The 17214-nt window shown below is 67.8% G+C and carries 14 protein-coding genes; 3 read left to right on the top strand and 11 right to left on the bottom strand.

Features of this window, described 5'->3' with window-relative positions; translation table 11 throughout:
- Window positions 1-166 precede the first annotated feature (166 nt).
- The 5 genes from katG to WJU27_RS07025 form a co-directional block, all read right to left on the bottom strand.
- Window positions 167-2341, bottom strand: a complete 2175-nt coding sequence (gene katG, locus WJU27_RS07045) for a catalase/peroxidase HPI (protein WP_341421579.1) — start codon at window positions 2339-2341, stop codon at window positions 167-169.
- Between the two features lie 486 nt (window positions 2342-2827).
- Window positions 2828-3400 carry an amino acid kinase family protein gene (locus WJU27_RS07040; protein ID WP_341421578.1) on the bottom strand — a complete coding sequence of 191 codons (573 nt, stop codon included), beginning with the start codon at window positions 3398-3400 and terminating at the stop codon, window positions 2828-2830.
- A complete protein-coding gene (locus WJU27_RS07035) occupies window positions 3397-3579 on the bottom strand; it encodes a hypothetical protein (protein ID WP_341421577.1) in 183 nt (60 codons plus the stop codon). The genes WJU27_RS07040 and WJU27_RS07035 overlap by 4 nt, the downstream gene beginning before the upstream one ends.
- The gene (locus tag WJU27_RS07030) at window positions 3576-4619 is read right to left on the bottom strand and encodes a hydantoinase/oxoprolinase family protein (RefSeq protein WP_341421576.1); all 1044 of its coding nucleotides are present in this window, start codon (window positions 4617-4619) and stop codon (window positions 3576-3578) included. The genes WJU27_RS07035 and WJU27_RS07030 overlap by 4 nt, the downstream gene beginning before the upstream one ends.
- Window positions 4603-5595, bottom strand: a complete 993-nt coding sequence (locus WJU27_RS07025) for an ATP-grasp domain-containing protein (RefSeq protein ID WP_341421575.1) — start codon at window positions 5593-5595, stop codon at window positions 4603-4605. Before WJU27_RS07025 ends, WJU27_RS07030 begins: the two co-directional genes overlap by 17 nt.
- A gap of 12 nt (window positions 5596-5607) precedes the next feature.
- Here WJU27_RS07025 and WJU27_RS07020 point away from each other — a divergent pair, with 12 nt between their 5' ends.
- Entirely contained in the window at window positions 5608-6291 is a 684-nt protein-coding gene (locus WJU27_RS07020) for a HisA/HisF-related TIM barrel protein (protein WP_341421574.1), read from the top strand.
- A gap of 330 nt (window positions 6292-6621) precedes the next feature.
- A complete protein-coding gene (locus WJU27_RS07015) occupies window positions 6622-7971 on the top strand; it encodes a sensor domain-containing diguanylate cyclase (protein WP_232416005.1) in 1350 nt (449 codons plus the stop codon).
- Here WJU27_RS07015 and WJU27_RS07010 read toward each other — a convergent pair.
- Window positions 7944-8783, bottom strand: coding sequence for a M90 family metallopeptidase (locus WJU27_RS07010; RefSeq protein WP_341421573.1), 840 nt, complete (start codon window positions 8781-8783; stop codon window positions 7944-7946). The two genes, WJU27_RS07015 and WJU27_RS07010, sit on opposite strands and share 28 nt — an antisense overlap.
- Before the next feature lie 165 nt (window positions 8784-8948).
- On the opposite strand from WJU27_RS07010, the gene WJU27_RS07005 reads away from it, so the two are divergent.
- Window positions 8949-9401 carry a hypothetical protein gene (locus WJU27_RS07005; RefSeq protein ID WP_020164325.1) on the top strand — a complete coding sequence of 151 codons (453 nt, stop codon included), beginning with the start codon at window positions 8949-8951 and terminating at the stop codon, window positions 9399-9401.
- Here WJU27_RS07005 and WJU27_RS07000 read toward each other — a convergent pair.
- From WJU27_RS07000 to WJU27_RS06980, 5 genes are all read right to left on the bottom strand, one after another.
- Complete coding sequence (locus tag WJU27_RS07000) at window positions 9391-10359, bottom strand: 2-hydroxyacid dehydrogenase (RefSeq protein ID WP_341421572.1); 969 nt, start codon at window positions 10357-10359, stop codon at window positions 9391-9393. The genes WJU27_RS07005 and WJU27_RS07000 overlap by 11 nt on opposite strands.
- Window positions 10360-10479: 120 nt before the next feature.
- Window positions 10480-11217, bottom strand: a complete 738-nt coding sequence (locus tag WJU27_RS06995) for an SDR family oxidoreductase (protein WP_341421571.1) — start codon at window positions 11215-11217, stop codon at window positions 10480-10482.
- A gap of 11 nt (window positions 11218-11228) precedes the next feature.
- The gene (locus WJU27_RS06990) at window positions 11229-12773 is read right to left on the bottom strand and encodes an efflux transporter outer membrane subunit (RefSeq protein ID WP_341421570.1); all 1545 of its coding nucleotides are present in this window, start codon (window positions 12771-12773) and stop codon (window positions 11229-11231) included.
- A 14-nt stretch (window positions 12774-12787) separates the two neighbouring features.
- Window positions 12788-15970 (bottom strand): efflux RND transporter permease subunit, encoded by a 3183-nt coding sequence (locus WJU27_RS06985; protein ID WP_341421569.1) that lies wholly within the window; start codon window positions 15968-15970, stop codon window positions 12788-12790.
- A 4-nt stretch (window positions 15971-15974) separates the two neighbouring features.
- Window positions 15975-17183 carry an efflux RND transporter periplasmic adaptor subunit gene (locus WJU27_RS06980; RefSeq protein ID WP_341421568.1) on the bottom strand — a complete coding sequence of 403 codons (1209 nt, stop codon included), beginning with the start codon at window positions 17181-17183 and terminating at the stop codon, window positions 15975-15977.
- Window positions 17184-17214: the final 31 nt, after the last annotated feature.

The raw sequence follows: 17214 nt of genomic DNA, 5'->3' as shown, positions 1-17214 counted from the left end.
GTCATGCACGTTGGGCGCGTTGCACTGCGTTAAAGTGTTGACGATTTATTCCGGCGGATACCCCGCTGCCGTAAAAAGCTGGGGCTTCGAAAGGGAAAAGGCCCGCCCCAGCGGATGAGGGAGCGGGCCTTGAGCACTAGCCATGCCTTCGCACGGCCGGGCGACTTCAGGTAAGGTCGAAGCGGTCGGCGTTCATCACCTTGGTCCAGGCGGCGACGAAGTCGCGGACGAACTTTTCCTGGTTGTCGTCCTGTGCATAGACCTCGGCGTAGGCGCGCAGGATGGAGTTCGAACCGAACACCAGATCGACGCGGGTTGCCGTCCATTTCACCTGACCGGTCTTGCGGTCGACGATTTCGTACAGATTGCTGCCGGCCGGCTTCCAGCGGTAGGCCATGTCGGTCAGATTGACGAAGAAGTCGTTCGTCAGCGCGCCGACGCGGTCGGTGAATACGCCGTGAGGGCTGCCGCCGTGATTGGTGCCGAGCACGCGCAGGCCGCCGATCAGCGCGGTCATTTCCGGGGCGGTGAGGCCGAGGAGCTGGGTGCGGTCGAGCAGCAGTTCTTCCGGCTTCACCACGTAGTCGCGCGGTTGCCAGTTGCGGTAGCCGTCGGCGGCCGGCTCGAGCACTTCGAACGATTCGACGTCGGTCTGCGCCTGGCTGGCGTCGCCACGGCCGGGTGCGAACGGCACGGTGACATTGAAGCCGGTCGCCTTGATCGCCTGTTCGACACCGACATTGCCGGCCAGCACGATCACGTCGGCCACGCTGGCGCCGGTCTCCGCAGCGATGCGTTCGTACACCGGCAGCACTTCCGCCAGACGTGCCGGTTCGTTGGCTTCCCAGTCCTTCTGCGGCGCGAGGCGGATGCGTGCGCCATTGGCGCCGCCGCGCATGTCGGAGCCGCGGAAGGTGCGGGCGCTGTCCCAGGCGGTGGCGACCATGTCGCCGATGCTCAGACCTGCAGCGGCGATCTTCGCCTTGACTGCGGCAAGGTCGTAGTCGGTGCGACCGGCGGGCACCGGGTCCTGCCAGATCAGGTCTTCGCCCGGCACGTCCGGACCGATGTAGCGGGTTTTCGGACCCATGTCGCGGTGGGTGAGCTTGAACCAGGCGCGCGCGAACACTTCGCTGAAGTAGGCCGGGTCGGCGTGGAAGCGCTCGGAAATCTTCCGGTAGGCAGGGTCCATCTTCATCGCCATGTCGGCGTCGGTCATGATGGGGTTGTGGCGGACCGAGGGGTTTTCCGCGTCGACCGGCTTGTCCTCTTCGCGGATGCCGATGGGTTCCCACTGCCAGGCGCCGGCCGGGCTCTTCGTCAGTGCCCACTCGTAGCCGAGCAGCAGCTTGAAGTAACCGTCGTCCCAGCGGGTCGGGTTCGTGGTCCAGGCACCTTCGAGGCCGCTGGTGACCGCCTGGTTGCCGACGCCGCGCGTGCTGTGATTCATCCAGCCGAAGCCCTGTTCCTCGATCGGTGCGCCTTCGGGTGAGGGGCCGAGCAGGGCGGCGTCACCATTCCCGTGTGCCTTGCCGACGGTGTGGCCACCGGCAGTGAGCGCCACCGTTTCCTCGTCGTCCATCGCCATGCGAGCGAAGGTGACGCGCACGTCGTGGGCGGTCTTCAGCGGGTCGGGCTGGCCGTCCACGCCTTCCGGGTTCACGTAGATCAGGCCCATCATCACCGCGGCCAGCGGATTGTCGAGGTCGCGTTCGCCTGAGTAGCGGCTGTGCGGGTTGTCGGACTTGGCAAGCCATTCCTTCTCCGAGCCCCAGTAAATGTCCTTTTCCGGGTGCCAGATGTCTTCGCGGCCGAAGGCGAAGCCGTAGGTCTTGAGGCCCATCGATTCATAGGCCACGGTGCCTGCGTACAGGATGAGGTCGGCCCAGGACAGCTTGTTGCCGTACTTCTTCTTGATCGGCCACAGCAGGCGGCGGGCCTTGTCGAGGTTGCCGTTGTCGGGCCAGGAGTTCAGCGGGGCGAAGCGCTGGTTGCCGGTGCCGCCGCCGCCGCGGCCGTCGGCCACGCGGTAGGTGCCGGCGGCATGCCAGGCCATCCGTATCATCAGGCCGCCGTAATGACCCCAGTCGGCCGGCCACCAGTCCTGGCTGTCGGTCATCAGCGCGGTCACATCCTTCCTGAGTGCGGCGAAGTCGAGCTTCTTCACCTCTTCCCGATAGTTGAAGCCTTCACCCATAGGATTGGTCTTGCGGTCGTGCTGGTGCAGGATGTCCAGATTCAGCCCCTCAGGCCACCACTCCATCACGTTGATGCTGCCGGTGGTCGCGCCGCCGTGCATGACCGGGCATTTGCCGATCGTGTTCTGATCTCTCGTGTTCACATCGCTCTCCTTGTTTTTCGGGACTCCGGCGCGATGCTTCCGGCCGGTGTCAGGTACGCGCCCGGAACAACTTTCGCGGGCAGTTCGGGGTGCAACCAAGGTGCGGGGGGAGCAACGCCCCGCCTTCAGCCCTGCATGCTCTGTTTTTCTGGGTGCTCGATCGTCGTGCCGCGTCGACCGTGCGGAACACATTCTGCGTCGCCGCCCGCGATGCCGAGATCGCTATTTTCATTATATTTAGATCAAGTCTAAAAAATCATCCAAGGTGCAGTGCGGCATGGAGATCGCCTGGTCTCGGACCGTTCGAATTCGCAGCAGTCATGCATGCGGCACGTGCGCGATCGAATCGTTCCCGCAAGCGCCTTGATCGACGTCAGCGGCCAGCGCCGGCCGCGTCGCGGCCAAGGGGCCACGCCCGATCCGGGAGCCCGACCCTGGGCCGGAGTTCTGTGGGAGGGGGCTGCCGACCACGACCGTCGCGCCGAACTAGAACGGCGAGTCGGCGTGGGCGAGGCGAACCTCGATGTTCGCCCGGGTCGCGATCTGCGGCAGATGCGGGTCGACGATGCCCTGTGCAGCAAGTGCCGTGAGATCACCGTCCGGCAGGGCGCAGGACTTCACCAGCAGGACGCGCGGGCTGCCGATGCGGGCAGCGAGCCAGACGGCGATGCTGTCGGAGGTCACCGTCCAGTCGCGCGGGAGGTCGGTACTGAGGTCGAGATGACGGGAGGGCAGCCACACCGGCGTGCGGCCGGCAGCGCAGTGGTCGGCCAGTGCGTCGATGTCATCGCAGGCGAGCAGCGCCGGAAACAGGTCGCACAGCATCAGCCCGCACTGGTCCATCGCGCGCAGCGCCATGCGGTGCGCCGCGTCTTCGGAAAAGCGCCAGTGCGTCTGGGCGTCGCGTACGGCGTCGGCATACGCCCCGCCGCCGGGCACGATGACGGCGCTGCCTGACGCCTCGCCGGCAAGCCGTTCGCACCAGCGCTGAAGTCGTCCGTCATGCGGGACGGACAGCAGGCTGCCGCCGAGCTTGATCACCACAGGTGCGCGGGTCACGGCTTGTGGTCGCGGTCGATGCGGCGGTCCAGCATCTGGCCGAGCAGGCGCAGCGCCAGCAGATAAAGGAGGGCCAACGCGAGCATCTGAGCATCGCCGCCGGTCAGCGTCTTGAACGGCACGTAAAGCAGGCCGAAGGCGACGACGCCGATCAGATGGATGATGGCGGACGGCTTCATCGCTTCCCCTCGGCCAGCAAGCCCACGGCGACCGCCGGTGCGCAGGTGGTGGCTTCGTCCGCGCAGTCGGGCGCGAGATCGGCCAGCAGCTCACCGAGCGTGACGGCCGGGCGACCGAGCGCGCGGGCGAGACGGGCGGCGACGAAGCGGCCGGCCCCCGCGCAGACCACCGGTGCCTCGGGCGCGAGCGCGGCGATGCCGGGCAGGGCAGAGCAGGCGTCGATCAGGGCGCCCAGCTGTGCATCGGCGAAAGCCGACGCGAGTGCGCGCCAGTCTTCCATCGAGCCTTCGGCGAGATCGCGACCTATCATGCGCGCCAGCCGGCGGGCGCTGGCCTCCGCCGTCTTGGCGCCGCCGTCGGCCGCCGGATAGTGGTCTGCGTGCTCCGGCAGCTCACCAAGCAGGCGCCACACGTCGGCCGAGGTGGCGAAGTACTCGGCCATCAGCCGGTGGCGCTGGCGCTTGAAGTCGACCGCCGGCGCGAGCGCCATCAGCGGCGTGCGCACGACGCCGGCATAGACCAGTTCGCCGCTGATCAGCCGGTCGGCGTCAGAGCGGCTGGTCGTGGCGACGCCGCCATCGATGACGATGAGGTCGCTGGTGGTGCTGCCGACATCGGCCAGCAGCGCTTGCGGCAGACGGGTGGCGATCCACGCCGCAGTAGCAAGCCAGTTGGCCGAGGCGATGTCGTCGGCGCGGGCGCGCGCGTCATCGACCTGCGCCCAGCCCGCGCGACCGGCGTACAGCGTGATTTCGCCCGCCAATGCGGTGCGCATGCGCTGTGCGATGCCGGCCACGCCGTCGGCGCGGGCATCGAACAGGTCGGTCATTTCGCCGGTCATCGTGACTGCGTGGCGCGGCGCTGCACCCAGTGCGGCCAGCGCTTCGGCCACGGCGGTGTCGAGCTTGTCCAGCCCCTGCCACAGCGGGCAGGCGACCTGCACCACGCCGCTCACCCGGCCGCCGTCTATGCGCGCGGCCTTGACGTGGGCGCCGCCAATGTCCCAGCCGATCAGCGTTGCATCAGACGGCTTCTTCATGGGCGTCGAGGGTAAGTGTGTGCGGACGCGGAGCGTCGGTCGACGGCAGGCTGCCGTCGCGTGCCGCGCTCAGTGTGGCGGCGACCAGGTTGAGGCCGGTCGCTGCGCGCAGCGCGCAGGCCGAGGTGCTCATGCGCGGATTGATCTCGACCACGACCGGGCCGTCCGCGGTTTCGATGAAATCGACGCCGACCGGTCCGAGCAGACCGGGCAGGGCGGCGGCGATGCGCTGCGCGAGCGCGGCGTGTTGCGGCGTGGCGTCGACCGCGCCGACGGCGAGCGCGGCAAGACGCACGCGTTCGCCGCGGTGCTCGAGCACTTGCCGGTTCACCGACAGCAGCGCGGCGCGGCCACGCGCGCACAGCAGGTTCATGCTGCGCGCCTCGCCGTCCAGCCACGGCTGGGCGATGTGATCCGGCCCGGCCGCGCGCAGTACGCGAGCGGCGGCTGCGCGGTCGCCCAGACGCTGCAGACCCTCGCAACCGGCGCCGTCGTCCGGCTTCACCGCCCATGCGCCAAGGACGTCGGGCAGTGCGTCGGCGTCGCTGTAGTGCGGCAGCACGGCGACGCCGGCCTCTGCCAGCACGCGCGCGGTGCGTGACTTCGACGCGGCGACGCGGCAGCTTGCGGCGTCGCAGCCGAGCAGGCGGCTGCCGCTCGCTTCGACACGGGCGGCCAGCGTGGCCAGCAGATCGCCAGTTTCCGGCGCGACGATGAGCGCCGCGTCGGCACCGGCCAGTGCGGCATCGAAGGCGGCGACGAACGCGCCGGTCTCGGCTACCGCGATCGAGCCGGGCAGCGCCGCTTCGAGCCGGGCGTCGTGCAGCGTCACCAGTTCGGCGCCGGCGATGTCGGCGGCGTCGCGCAGCAGCGCATCGCGCATCAGGCGGCCTTCGCGCACGAGCGAGGCCGGCAGTGGCTGGCCGGCCAGACCACCGCCGGTGATAAACTCGAACACGAAAATTCGTTGATTCATATAAGGTTTTCTGTGCCTGAACTGATACCCGTCATCGACCTGATGCAAGGTCGGGTCGTGCACGCGCGTCGTGGCGACCGGCAAGCTTACCAGCCGCTGCGCTCGCGTCTGGTCGAGGGTTGCGTGCCGGCCGACGTGGTCGACGCACTGCTCGCGGCGACCACCGCCCGCCATATCTATATTGCCGATCTCGACGCCATCCGCCGATTGGGCGGCGACCACACAGAGGTGATCGCTGCTCTGACCGAGCGTCATCCGCAGGTCGAGTTCTGGGTGGACGGCGGTTTTGCCGATGCCGATGCCGCGCTGGCGCTGCACCACGCGACCGGCGCGACGCCCGTCCTGGGCAGTGAAAGCCTGACCGAGCCCAATACGCTGGCGAAACTGTCGGCGGCGGGCGTGCCGGCGCTGCTGTCGCTCGACTATCGCGGCGGCGTACCGCTCGGCGCCGCATGGGCGCACGCGCCCGAATTCTGGCCGGCACGGGTGATCGCGATGGAACTGGCGCGGGTCGGCTCGGAGGCCGGGCCCGAGCTGGCACTGATCGCCCGCTTGCGCGCTCAGTGCCCTGACGTTGCGGTGATCGCCGCCGGTGGTGTGCGTGACGCGGTAGACCTTGCCGCGCTGGACGAGGCCGGTGTGCCGGCGGTGCTGGTGGCGAGCGCGCTGCACGATGGCCGGCTGGCGGGTGGCTGAGGCCGCATGCTGCAGCGCGGAATTCGCGACGTTTGAAACGCCACGAATTTTTACCGTCAGATCAATTGCAAGGAGTAGATTGCATTTCGACACAGCACGACCGGATCTCGGGCAGATCCGACGCGGCGTGAACAGCTCCGGGAATTGAAAGCCCGCCGAATGGCGGTCCGGATCTTTTGCGTGGGGCGGACATAACGAACTGGCAAGAAAATGCCATACGTATCGACAGACGACAGCCCGGAATTGCTTTCGACGCACGCGGCCGGTCCACGCGAACGTCGGTTGGTCAGTCTCGTCGTCATATTTTCGCTGCTGCTTTTTGCAGTCAGCGTGCCCTACGCGAAAATGCCATTGCCGCATATTCCGGCATTTGTCGCGGTCTACGATTCCGCATTGTTCGTCGTCTATCTGGTCACCGCCGTGCTGCTTTACGGGCATGGCGTGACGCTGCGCTCAAGCGCGATGTTCCTGCTGGCGGATGGCTTTCTCTACGCCTCGGCGATGATTGCGCCGCATCTGCTCACCTATCCCGAGGTTTTCTCCGCCGAAGGATTGCTCGGTGCGAATATTCAGACCACCGCGTGGATATTCCAGTTCTGGCATGTGGGATTTCCGCTGTGCGTGATCGGCTATTCACTGATGATGCCGAGAGAATGCAGCAGGGGTCCCGGAATACGCTCGATATTCGGCAGTGCGGGGCGGCATGTTTCGTGCACGTTGCTGATGGCCGTATTGTCCGCGCTGCTGGCGATACATGGCGCCAATATATTGCCGGACATCATGAAAGGTACGTTCGGATATACCCACCGAATGTTCTGGATCGTGTCCGCGATATGGATTCTGAATGGCTTTGCGCTGTATGTGCTATGGCGGAAGAAACCGCGCGCCGCGCTCGATCTGTGGCTCATCGTGACCATGGTGGCCTGGCTGCTCGAAGTGGCGCTGGTGGCGGTGTTCAACGCCGGGCGCTATGACCTCGGCTTCTACGTCGGGCGCGTCCACGGGCTGCTCGCGGCCAGCATGGTGCTGGTCGCGCTGGTGATCGAGAACGGGCGCCTGTACGCCCATCTGGGCCGTGCGCATGAGCGGGTGAGGCTCAAGGCCTCGGAACTCGAACGCCTGAATGCGACCGACGCGCTCACCGGCATCGCCAATCGCCGGGTGTTCGGCGAAACGCTGGGACGCGAATGGCATCGCAGCCTGCGCAGCGGCCGGCCGCTGTCGCTGCTGATGCTGGATGTCGATCATTTCAAGCCTTACAACGACACGCACGGTCACCTTGGCGGCGACGACTGCCTGCGCAGTGTGGCGCAGGCGCTGGCGTCCTGTACGCGGCGCGCCTCCGATCTGGTGGCGCGCTATGGCGGCGAGGAATTCGCCATCCTGCTGCCGGATACCGGCGAGTCGGACGCCTCGGCGGTGGCGCAGTCGGCCTGTCGCGCCGTGCTGTCGCTGGGCATTCCGCACGGCAAGTCGTCGGTGCACGATTGCGTGACGGTGAGCATCGGCGTCGCCACCTTCGTGCCGCCGCCCGCCTTCGTCGGCAAGCTCGCCGGCAAGCCGTCGTCGCTGATCGACGCCGCTGACCAGGCGCTGTACGAAGCCAAGCAGCAGGGCCGCAACCGCGTGGTGGTGCAGGTGCAGCCGGTGAGCTACCACACCAGCGGATTCACCCGGTAGTAGGACGACAGTTCGGCGTAGGCCTCGGGCAGCGCTGCCGCAAGATGCTGCGGCCGCTCGAAGAAGCTTTCGGTGGCGACGGCGAAGAACTCGGCCGGGCTGTAGGCCCCGTAGGGGTCGAGCACCGGCGGCTCGTGCGCCGCGACCTGCTGGTGCAGCATCGCGTATGCCGCCCCCATCACCGCCGCCCAGCGCGCCACGCGCGCCGCACCGCGCAGCGGCGGCGCGCCGTTTGCCTCGCCGTTCTCCTGGTCCAGCTGATGCGCGAACTCGTGGATGACCACGTTGTGCCCGTCGGCCGCGTCGGCGGCGCCAGCGAGCACCGCGTCCCAGGCCAGCACGACCTGGCCGCGCGACGACGATTCGCCCAGATGTACGCGGCGCCAGGCGTGCTGCACGCCAGCGGCGTCGGTTTCGGTTCGGGTGACGGCAAAGGCACCCGGATAGACCAGGATTTCGCGCAGCCCGGCGAAGTAGTCGGTCGGCCGGTTCAGGATGAGCAGGCAGGCCTGGGCGGCGATCAGCACCCGCACCTCGTCGGTGATCACCATGCCGTCGCAGCCGATGAAGCGCTTCTCGGCAACGAACACCTGGATGCGACGGCGCAGCTGCTGCTGCAGATCAGGCGGCAGTGCTCGCCAGGCCGGCATGTTCCGCTGCAGCAGACGGCGCCACTCGGCGGGGAAAGGACGCGCCCGGATGCGGCGCCGGCGCAGTGCGGTACGCAGCGGATCGGCGAACAGCCACAGCGCGGCAGACAGCAGTACCGCGATCAGCGCGGCCAGTGCGAGGGTGGAGGTGAGCGGAGTCATCAATCGCAGATCGGGGCAGCGGCGGTGGTTTCAAGCCGGGCAGATATCCTGCCTCTGTGCGCTGTCTTGCGGTTTGAATTTGAGGTCTTCCGACTACGACCGCTCGTCCTTGCACACGCCCGACGGCATGCTACGGTGACTGACCGTCATCGCCCCGGGTTCACGATGTATTCCGATTGGAACGCCTGTCACGTTGCGCAACTCGCCTGTACCGGCGCGCATTTCTCCCACGCCAAGGATTTCGTGTTCCGCAAGTGGTGCGAGCTGGCGGTCGAGCGCAATGTGGTGATGCCGGTCGATCTGTCCGGTTCCTGCCGCTATGGCTCGCTGTTCATGAATCGCGTGTTCGGCGGTTCGCTGCGCGGCCATTTCCAGCACCAGTACAACTACATCGATCACCGCGTCGTCGATCTGAGTCACGACGCGGCTGACGTGGGTGCGATGACCCACCCCTATCTGCACGAACCGGATTACTTCGAACTCGATTCATTGCAGGACTCGCTGGCCGGCTGCCTGCCGCGCGTCGACCGCTGGGTGCTCGAATTCCTGGCCGAGGTTGACGCGCGACAGCAGTGCCCGGCCGACCCGGACCCGGCAGCGGTCGTGCTCAGAGCCTGACCGGCGTCGGCGGCGTGCCGCCGGTCAGCGCGGCGATCAGGTTGTCGGCGGCGAGGTCGGCCATGGCCTTGCGGGTGGCGCCGGTGGCGCTGGCGATGTGCGGTGTCAGCACGACGTTGGGCACTTCGAGCAGGCCCGGATTCAGCTTCGGTTCGCCTTCATAGACGTCGAGCGCGGCGGCACCGATGCGGCCGTGGCGCAGCGCCTCGACCAGCGCCGCGTCGTCGACCACGCCGCCGCGCGCGATATTGGTCAGCGTGGCGGTCGGCTTCATCAGCGCCAGCTCATCAACGCCGATGGCGTGATGCACGACGGGCGAATAGGGCACGACCAGTACGAGGTGATCGGCTTCGCGCAGCAGCGTGTCCTTGTCCACCCAGCGCGCACCGAGCGGCGTTTCGATGGCGGCCGGGAGCGGGCTGCGGTTGTGGTAGATCACCTTCATGCCGAAGCCGAACGCGCCGCGGCGGGCGATCGCCTGGCCGATGCGGCCCATGCCGAAGATGCCCAGTGTCTTGCCGTACACGTCGACGCCATTCATCAGCGAGTAGGTCCAGTGCGTCCACCGGCCGTCGCGCAGGAAGCGCTCGCTTTCGGTGACGCGACGGGCGGCCGCCATCATCAGCGCGAAGCCGAAGTCGGCGGTCGATTCGGTCAGCACGTCCGGCGTATTGCTGACCAGGATGCCGCGGGCGGTGCAGGCGGCGACGTCGATGTTGTTGTAGCCGACCGCCATCGTGCACACCGCGCGCAGGCCGGGGCAGGCGTCGAGCAGTGCGGCGTCGATCTTCTCGTTGGCGGTGATGAAGGCGCCGGCCTTGCCCTGCAGCCGCGCGATCAGCTCCGGCTGTGTGAACACGCGATCTTCCTGGTTGGCATCGACGTCGAAATGCTGCGACAGACGGTCTATCAGTTCAGGCAGGACGTAGCGGGCGACGAGAATCGAGGGGCGGCTCAAGACAGGCTCCGGTGATGTGCAGGAGCGCCGAATCTAGCGCGCGGCCCGCCGCCAGGCGAGCCGCAGCGCACAAGTGTTACGCGGCGTGCGGCAGCACAGTTGCCGTCGCGCGGCCTGCACTTACCAGGGCAGTGCCTCGCCCATGTGGAAGAAGCCGCCGGTCGGGCCGTCGGCCGGCAGGGTCGCCAGCTGCACGCTGGTCTTGCCGCCGTCGGCGATGTCCATCGGTGCGTTCGGGCCGCCCATGTCGGTCTTCACCCAGCCCGGATGGGCGGAGTTCACCTTGATCGGCGTGTCGGCCAGTTCGGCCGCCAGGTGCACGGTGTAGGCGTTCAGCGCGGTCTTCGACGCGTTGTAGGCGACTTCCTTGGCCGGTGCGATCGGCGAGTCCGGCGCGCAGTGCGTGCCGAGCGAACCGAGGATGGACGACAGGTTCACGATGCGGCCGGCCGGTGCCTTGCGGATCAGCGGCAGCAGGATCTGCGTCAGTTCGATCACGGCGAAGAAGTTCACGTCGAAGGTGCGGCGCAGGACGTCCTGCGACACTGTGCTGGCGTTCGGCGCGAAGAAATCGCCGAGCGCGATGCCCGCGTTGTTCACCAGGATGTCGAGCCGGCCGTACTGGCTGGCGAAGTGGTCGTATACCGCCTGGAAGGTCGACGGCTTGGTCGCGTCGAAGCCGATGGCCGAAGCGTGAATGCCTTCGTTGCGCAGCGCGGCGACGGCTTCCTCGCCCTTGTCCGGATCGCGCACGCCGATCACCACCTCGATGCCGAGACGGCCGAGGCCGCGTGCGGTTTCAAGGCCGAGACCACGGTTGCCACCGGTGATGAAGGCGACTTTCTGTTGCGTGTTCATGCTCTAGCTCCTCAGGGATTGCGGGCGTGCAGGGGCTGGTCCGGCCCTGCGTCGGAAATGTCTGCGGGTGCCTGGCCGTCCCAGCCGCCACCCAATGCACGGATGAGACCGACCGCGGCGCGCGCGCGTTCGCCTTCGAGCTGCGAGGCGATGCGCCGCTGCAGCAGCACGCTGCGGTCGGCATCGATCACGTCGAGCTGGCTGACCGAACCTTCGCGGTACTGGATCTGCGACAGCTGCGCGGCGCGCGCGGCGGCGCGTACCGCTTCGTCCTGCGTGCGCGTCTGTTCCGCCAGGATGCGCAGGCCGGCCAGGTTGTCCTCGACCTCGCGGAAGGCGCCGAGCACGGTCTGGCGGTAGGCGGCGACCTCTTCGTCGTAGACGGCGCGGGCGCGTTCCAGCCCGGCTTCGCGCGCGCCGCCGTCGAAGAGGGGCAGCGTCAGCGCGGTGCCGACCAGCGGTCCGAGCACGAAGCTGCGCGTGCTCCACTGGAACAGATTGCCCAGTTCGGACGATTCGTAGCCCAGTGCGCCGGTCAGGTTAAGACGCGGAAACCAGGCCGCCTGCGCGATGCCGACACGGGCGTTGGCAGCCGCCATCGCGCGCTCTGCGGCGGCGATGTCGGGTCGGCGTTCGAGCAGTGCCGACGGCAGGCCCGGCGGGATGTCGAGCGTGACCCGCTCGAGCGGCTGCGGCTCGAGCGCGAAGTCAGCCGGTGCGCGGCCGAGCAGCAGTGCAAGCGCGTGTTCGGCGTTGGCGCGGCGGCGCGACACGCCGAAGGACTCGGACTGCGCCGACGCCAGCTCGGTCTTTGCGCGCGCCAGTTCCAGCTCGCTCACGTCGCCTTCGTCGAAGCGCCGCTGCACCAGGCGCAGCGTTTCAGTGCGCAGCTGCACGGTGCCGGTGTAGAGCGCCTGTTCGGCATCGAGCTCACGGATCAGGAAATAGGTCTGTGCGACGTCGGCCTGCAGCGCGAGCTGCAGCGAGCGGAACAGCGCCTCGCGCTGCTGCGCGGTGGCGCTGGCCGCATCGACGCCGGCGGCCACGCGGCCGAACAGGTCGACCTCGTAGGCGACGGTGGCCTGCGCACGCCACAGCGTCAGCGCGTTGCCGTCCGCGCTGTCGTCCAGCCCGCGCGCCGCCGGCGACTGCCGCTGCCGGGTCGGGCCGAAACCGGCGCCGACCTGCGGTGACTGCTGCGAGCGGGCGTCGCGCACCAGGGCGCGGGACTGGGCGAGGCGTGCGGCGGCGGCCTTCAGGTCCTGGTTGGCGGCCATCGCCTGCGCGACCAGCGTGTTCAGGCGACCGTCGCCGAACACCGTCCACCATTCGCCGCGCGCCAGCTCTTCCGACGGCCGCGCCGGCTTCCAGTCCTTGTTGCCGGCGGGCGCTTCCTTGAAGGCCTGCGGCGTATCGACCGCCGGACGCTCGTAGGTCTGCATCACCGAGCAGCCGGCCAGCACCAGCAGGCTGGACAGCAGCACGGCACCGGTCCGCAGCGAGCGGTAGGCATCTGCAGGAGCGAGCGTGCTCGCCGTGTTCAACGATGTGTTCATGTCAATGCTCCGGATCAGTGGGCGACGGCTGCGACGTCAGGCAGCGGCGTGTGGCCGGCGTGGGTGAGGCGCTTGCCGGAGGCCTTGCGCAGCAGCACGTAGAACACCGGGGTCAGGAAGAGACCGAAGAAGGTGACGCCCAGCATGCCGGAGAACACCGCCACGCCCATGGCATGACGCATTTCCGCGCCGGCGCCGCTCGACGTGACCAGCGGCACCACGCCCATGATGAAAGCGATCGATGTCATCAGGATGGGGCGCAGCCGCAGTCGGCTGGCTTCGATCGCCGCCTCGACGATGCCGCGTCCGCGCAGTTCCAGCTCGCGGGCGAATTCGACGATCAGGATGGCGTTCTTCGCCGACAGCCCGACCAGCACCATCAGACCGATCTGCGTGAAGATGTTGTTGTCGCCGGCAGTGAGCCAGACGCCGGTCAGCGCGGCCAGGATGCTCATCGGCACGATGAGGATGACGGCCAGCGGCAGCGTGAGGCTTTCGTACTGCGCGGCGAGCACCAGGAACACCAGCAGCACGCTGATCGGGAACACCCAGACACCGGCGTTGCCGGCAAGGATCTTCTGGTAGATCAGGTCCGTCCATTCGTACTTGACGCCGCGCGGCAGCACTTCGTCGGCGATGCGCTCGGCCGCGGCCTGCGCCTGGTCGGACGAATAGCCGGGCGCGGGGCCGCCGTTGATGTCGGCCGACGTGTAGCCGTTGTAGCGCACCACCATTTCCGGGCCGAAGCTCTGCTTCACCTTGACCAGCGAGGACAGCGGCACCATGTCGCCATTCGTGTTGCGCGTCTTCAGCGCCAGGATGTCCGCGGCTTCGGCGCGGAAGGGCGCGTCAGCCTGGGCACGCACCTGATAGACGCGGCCGAAGCGGTTGAAGTCATTCACGTAGAGCGAACCGAGGTAGATCTGCATGGTGTCGAACACGTCGGTGATCGGCACGCCGAGCTGCTTGGCCTTCACGCGGTCCAGATCCACGTCGAGCTGCGGCACGTTGATCTGGTAACTGGAGAAGGTCGGACCCAGTTCCGGCGCCTTCGCGGCGGCGGCGATGAAGGCTTCCTTGGCCGCTTCCAGTTCGGCGTAGCCAAGCGCGCCGCGGTCCTGCAGCTGCAGCTTGAAGCCGCCCAGCGTGCCCAGACCCATGACCGGCGGCGGCGGGAACACCGCGATGTAGGCGTCCTTGATGTCGGCGAACTTGGCGTTCAGCGACGCGGCGATCGCGCCGGCCGACAGCTCCGGGCTCTTGCGCTCGTCGAAGGGCTTGAGCGTCGCGAACACGATGCCGGCACTCGAACTGTTGGTGAAGCCGTTGATCGACAGCCCGGGGAAGGCGACCGCGTTCTCGACGCCCGGCTGGGCCAGCGCGATCTCGCCCATGCGGCGGATCACGTCTTCGGTACGGTCGATCGAGGCGCCGGCCGGCAGCTGGGTGAAGCTGATCAGGTACTGCTTGTCCTGCGCCGGCACGAAGCCGCCTGGCACCAGGTAGGACAGGCCGACCGTCGCGCCGAGCAGCACGGCATAGACGCCCATCGCAGCGCCCTTGCGCTGGATCATGCCGCTGACGCCGCGTCCGTAGTTTTCCGAACTGCGGTTGAAGAAGCGGTTGAAGCGCGCGAAGAAGCCGCCGAACACGGCATTCATCGCCCGCGTCAGCGCGTCCGGCTTGGCGTCGTGGCCCTTCAGCAGCATGGCCGCCAGTGCCGGCGACAGCGTCAGCGAGTTGAAGGCGGAGATGACGGTCGAGATGGCGATCGTCATCGCGAACTGCTTGTAGAACTGGCCGGTCAGGCCGGTCATGAAGGCCAGCGGCACGAACACTGCGACCAGCGTCAGCGCGATGGCGATGATGGGGCCGCTCACTTCCTGCATCGCGCGGTAGGTCGCTTCGCGTGCCGACAGGCCCTCCGCGATGTTGCGCTCGACGTTCTCGACCACCACGATCGCGTCATCGACCACGATGCCGATGGCCAGCACCATGCCGAACAGCGACAGCGCGTTGATCGAGTAGCCAAAGCCCAGCATCAGCGAGAAGGTGCCGACGATGGACACCGGCACCGCCAGCAGCGGAATGATGGAGGCGCGCCAGGTCTGCAGGAACACGATGACCACGAGCACGACCAGCGCGATCGCTTCGAGCAGCGTCACGATGACCGCCTTGATCGACGCGCGCACGAACTGCGTCGGGTCATAGACGATGCGGTACTCGACCGAGGGCGGGAAATCCTTGGCCAGTTCGGCCATGGTTTCGCGCACCGCGGCCGACACGTCGAGCGCATTCGCGCCCGGTGCCTGGCGGATAGGCAGCGCCACCGCCGGCTTGTTGTCGAGCAGCGAGCGCAGGCCGTATTCCGAGGCGGCGAGTTCGACCCGCGCGACGTCGGCAAGTCGCGTGATGCTGCCGTCTGGCGAGGACTTCAGGATGATGTCCGAGAACTCCTCGACCGTCTGCAGACGACCTTGCGCGTTGACCGACAGCTGCAGCGGCACGTCGGCCGAATTCGGTGAGGCACCGATGACGCCGGCCGCCACCTGCACGTTCTGCTCACGGATCGCGCGCACCACGTCGCTGGCGGTCATGTTGCGCTGGGCCACCTTCTGCGGATCGAGCCACACGCGCATGGCGTAGTTGCCGGAACCGAACAGGCCGACCTCACCGACGCCCTTGATGCGCGCCAGCCGGTCCTTCACGTTGATGACGGCGTAGTTGCGCAGATAGGTCGTGTCGTAGCGGTTATCCGGCGAAATCAGGTGCACCACCATGGTCAGCGTGGGCGAGCTCTTGAGCGTGGTCACGCCCAGCCGCTGCACGTCTTCCGGCAGCCTTGGCATCGCCTGCGACACGCGGTTCTGCACCAGCTGCTGCGCCTTGTCCGGGTCCATGCCGAGGTTGAAGTAGACGGTCAGCGTCAGGTTGCCGTCGCTGTTGGCCTGCGACTGCATGTACAGCATGTCCTCGACGCCGTTGATCGCCTCTTCCAGTGGCGAGGCCACGGTTTCGGCGATCACCTTGGGGTTGGCGCCCGGGAACTGGGCGCGCACGACGACCGACGGCGGCACCACTTCCGGGTATTCGGAAATGGGCAGCTGGAACAGCGACAGCGCGCCGGCCAGCAGGATGAGCACCGACAGCACACCGGCGAAGATGGGGCGGTCGATGAAGAATCTGGAAATGTTCATGGCATCAGGCCTTCACGTTCGGAGCACGCCGGGCCGGCTGCGCGGGCGCACCGACCAGGCTTTCGCGGTTCATCGGCACGCTTTTCGGTGCCACGGTGTCGCCCGGGCGGGTGCGCTGCAGACCGCTGACGACGATGCGTTCGCCGGCGTTCAGCCCGTTCTCGATGATGCGCAGGCCACTCTGGCGCGCGCCCAGCCGTACTTCGCGGTAGGCGGTGCGGTTGGTCTCGTCGACCACCAGCACGAAGCGCTTGTCCTGATCCGTGCCGATGGCGCGTTCGTCGATCAGCACCGCTTCGCGCGGGGCACCGCCACCGAGGCGGATGCGCGCGTAGAGGCCGGGCAGCAGCAGACCGTCGGCGTTGTCGAACACGGCGCGCACGCGGATGGTGCCGGACGAGGTATCGAGGCGGTTGTCGACCGAGGCCACGGTGCCGCGGCGCGAATGGCCCTCTTCGTCGGCCAGGCCGAGGAAGACCGGCACCGGTTCGCCGCCGGCGGCGCGAGCCGGATTCACGTACTTCAGGAAGCTCTGCTCGTCGACGTCGAAGGCGGCGTAGATCTTGTCCATCGACACCAGCGTGGTCAGCGGCGTGGTGCCGGCGCCGGCGGCGACGATATTGCCCACGGTCACTTCGGCGCGCGAAATGCGGCCAGACACCGGGGCGGTGATGCGCGTGTATTCGAGGTTGAGTTTCGCCGCGGTCAGCGCGGCCTGCGCCGCCTGGACCTGGGCGGCGGCTTCGCGCGCGGCGTTCTGCTTCTCGTCGAGGTCGCGCTTCGCGATCGCGTTGTCGGCCGCCAGGCGTTGGCCGCGCGCGAGGTCGGTCGCGGTGTAGGCGGCCCGCGTTTCGGTCGCCGCCAGCTGCGCCTGTGCGCGCTCGACTTCGGCCGCGTAGGGGCGCGGATCGATGGTGAACAGCACGTCGCCCTTCTTCACGCGGGCACCGTCGCGGAAATGCACGGCGGTCAGCGTGCCGGACACCAGGGGCCGTATTTCGACGCGATCCACCGCCTCCAGCCGGCCGGAATAGTCCTGCCAGTCGATGATGGTCTGGCGGCTGACTTCGGCCACTTCGACCGGGGTGGCGGCCGGCGCGGCCGCTGCGGCGGGCGGCGTGTCGGCTTGCGCGCGCATGACGGCAAAACCACCGGTGGCAACCAGTGCGGTGATGACGAGGGCGAGGGCGGTGCGCGTGTGCGGGATGGACATGGCGGCTTCCTTGCTGGAGGGTTGGATGGAA

Source organism: Methyloversatilis sp. NSM2 (assembly GCF_038066675.1).
Lineage (GTDB): Bacteria > Pseudomonadota > Gammaproteobacteria > Burkholderiales > Rhodocyclaceae > Methyloversatilis > Methyloversatilis discipulorum_A.
Note: the sequence above shows the minus strand (reverse complement) of the source record. Positions and strands in the feature narration are given on the sequence as shown.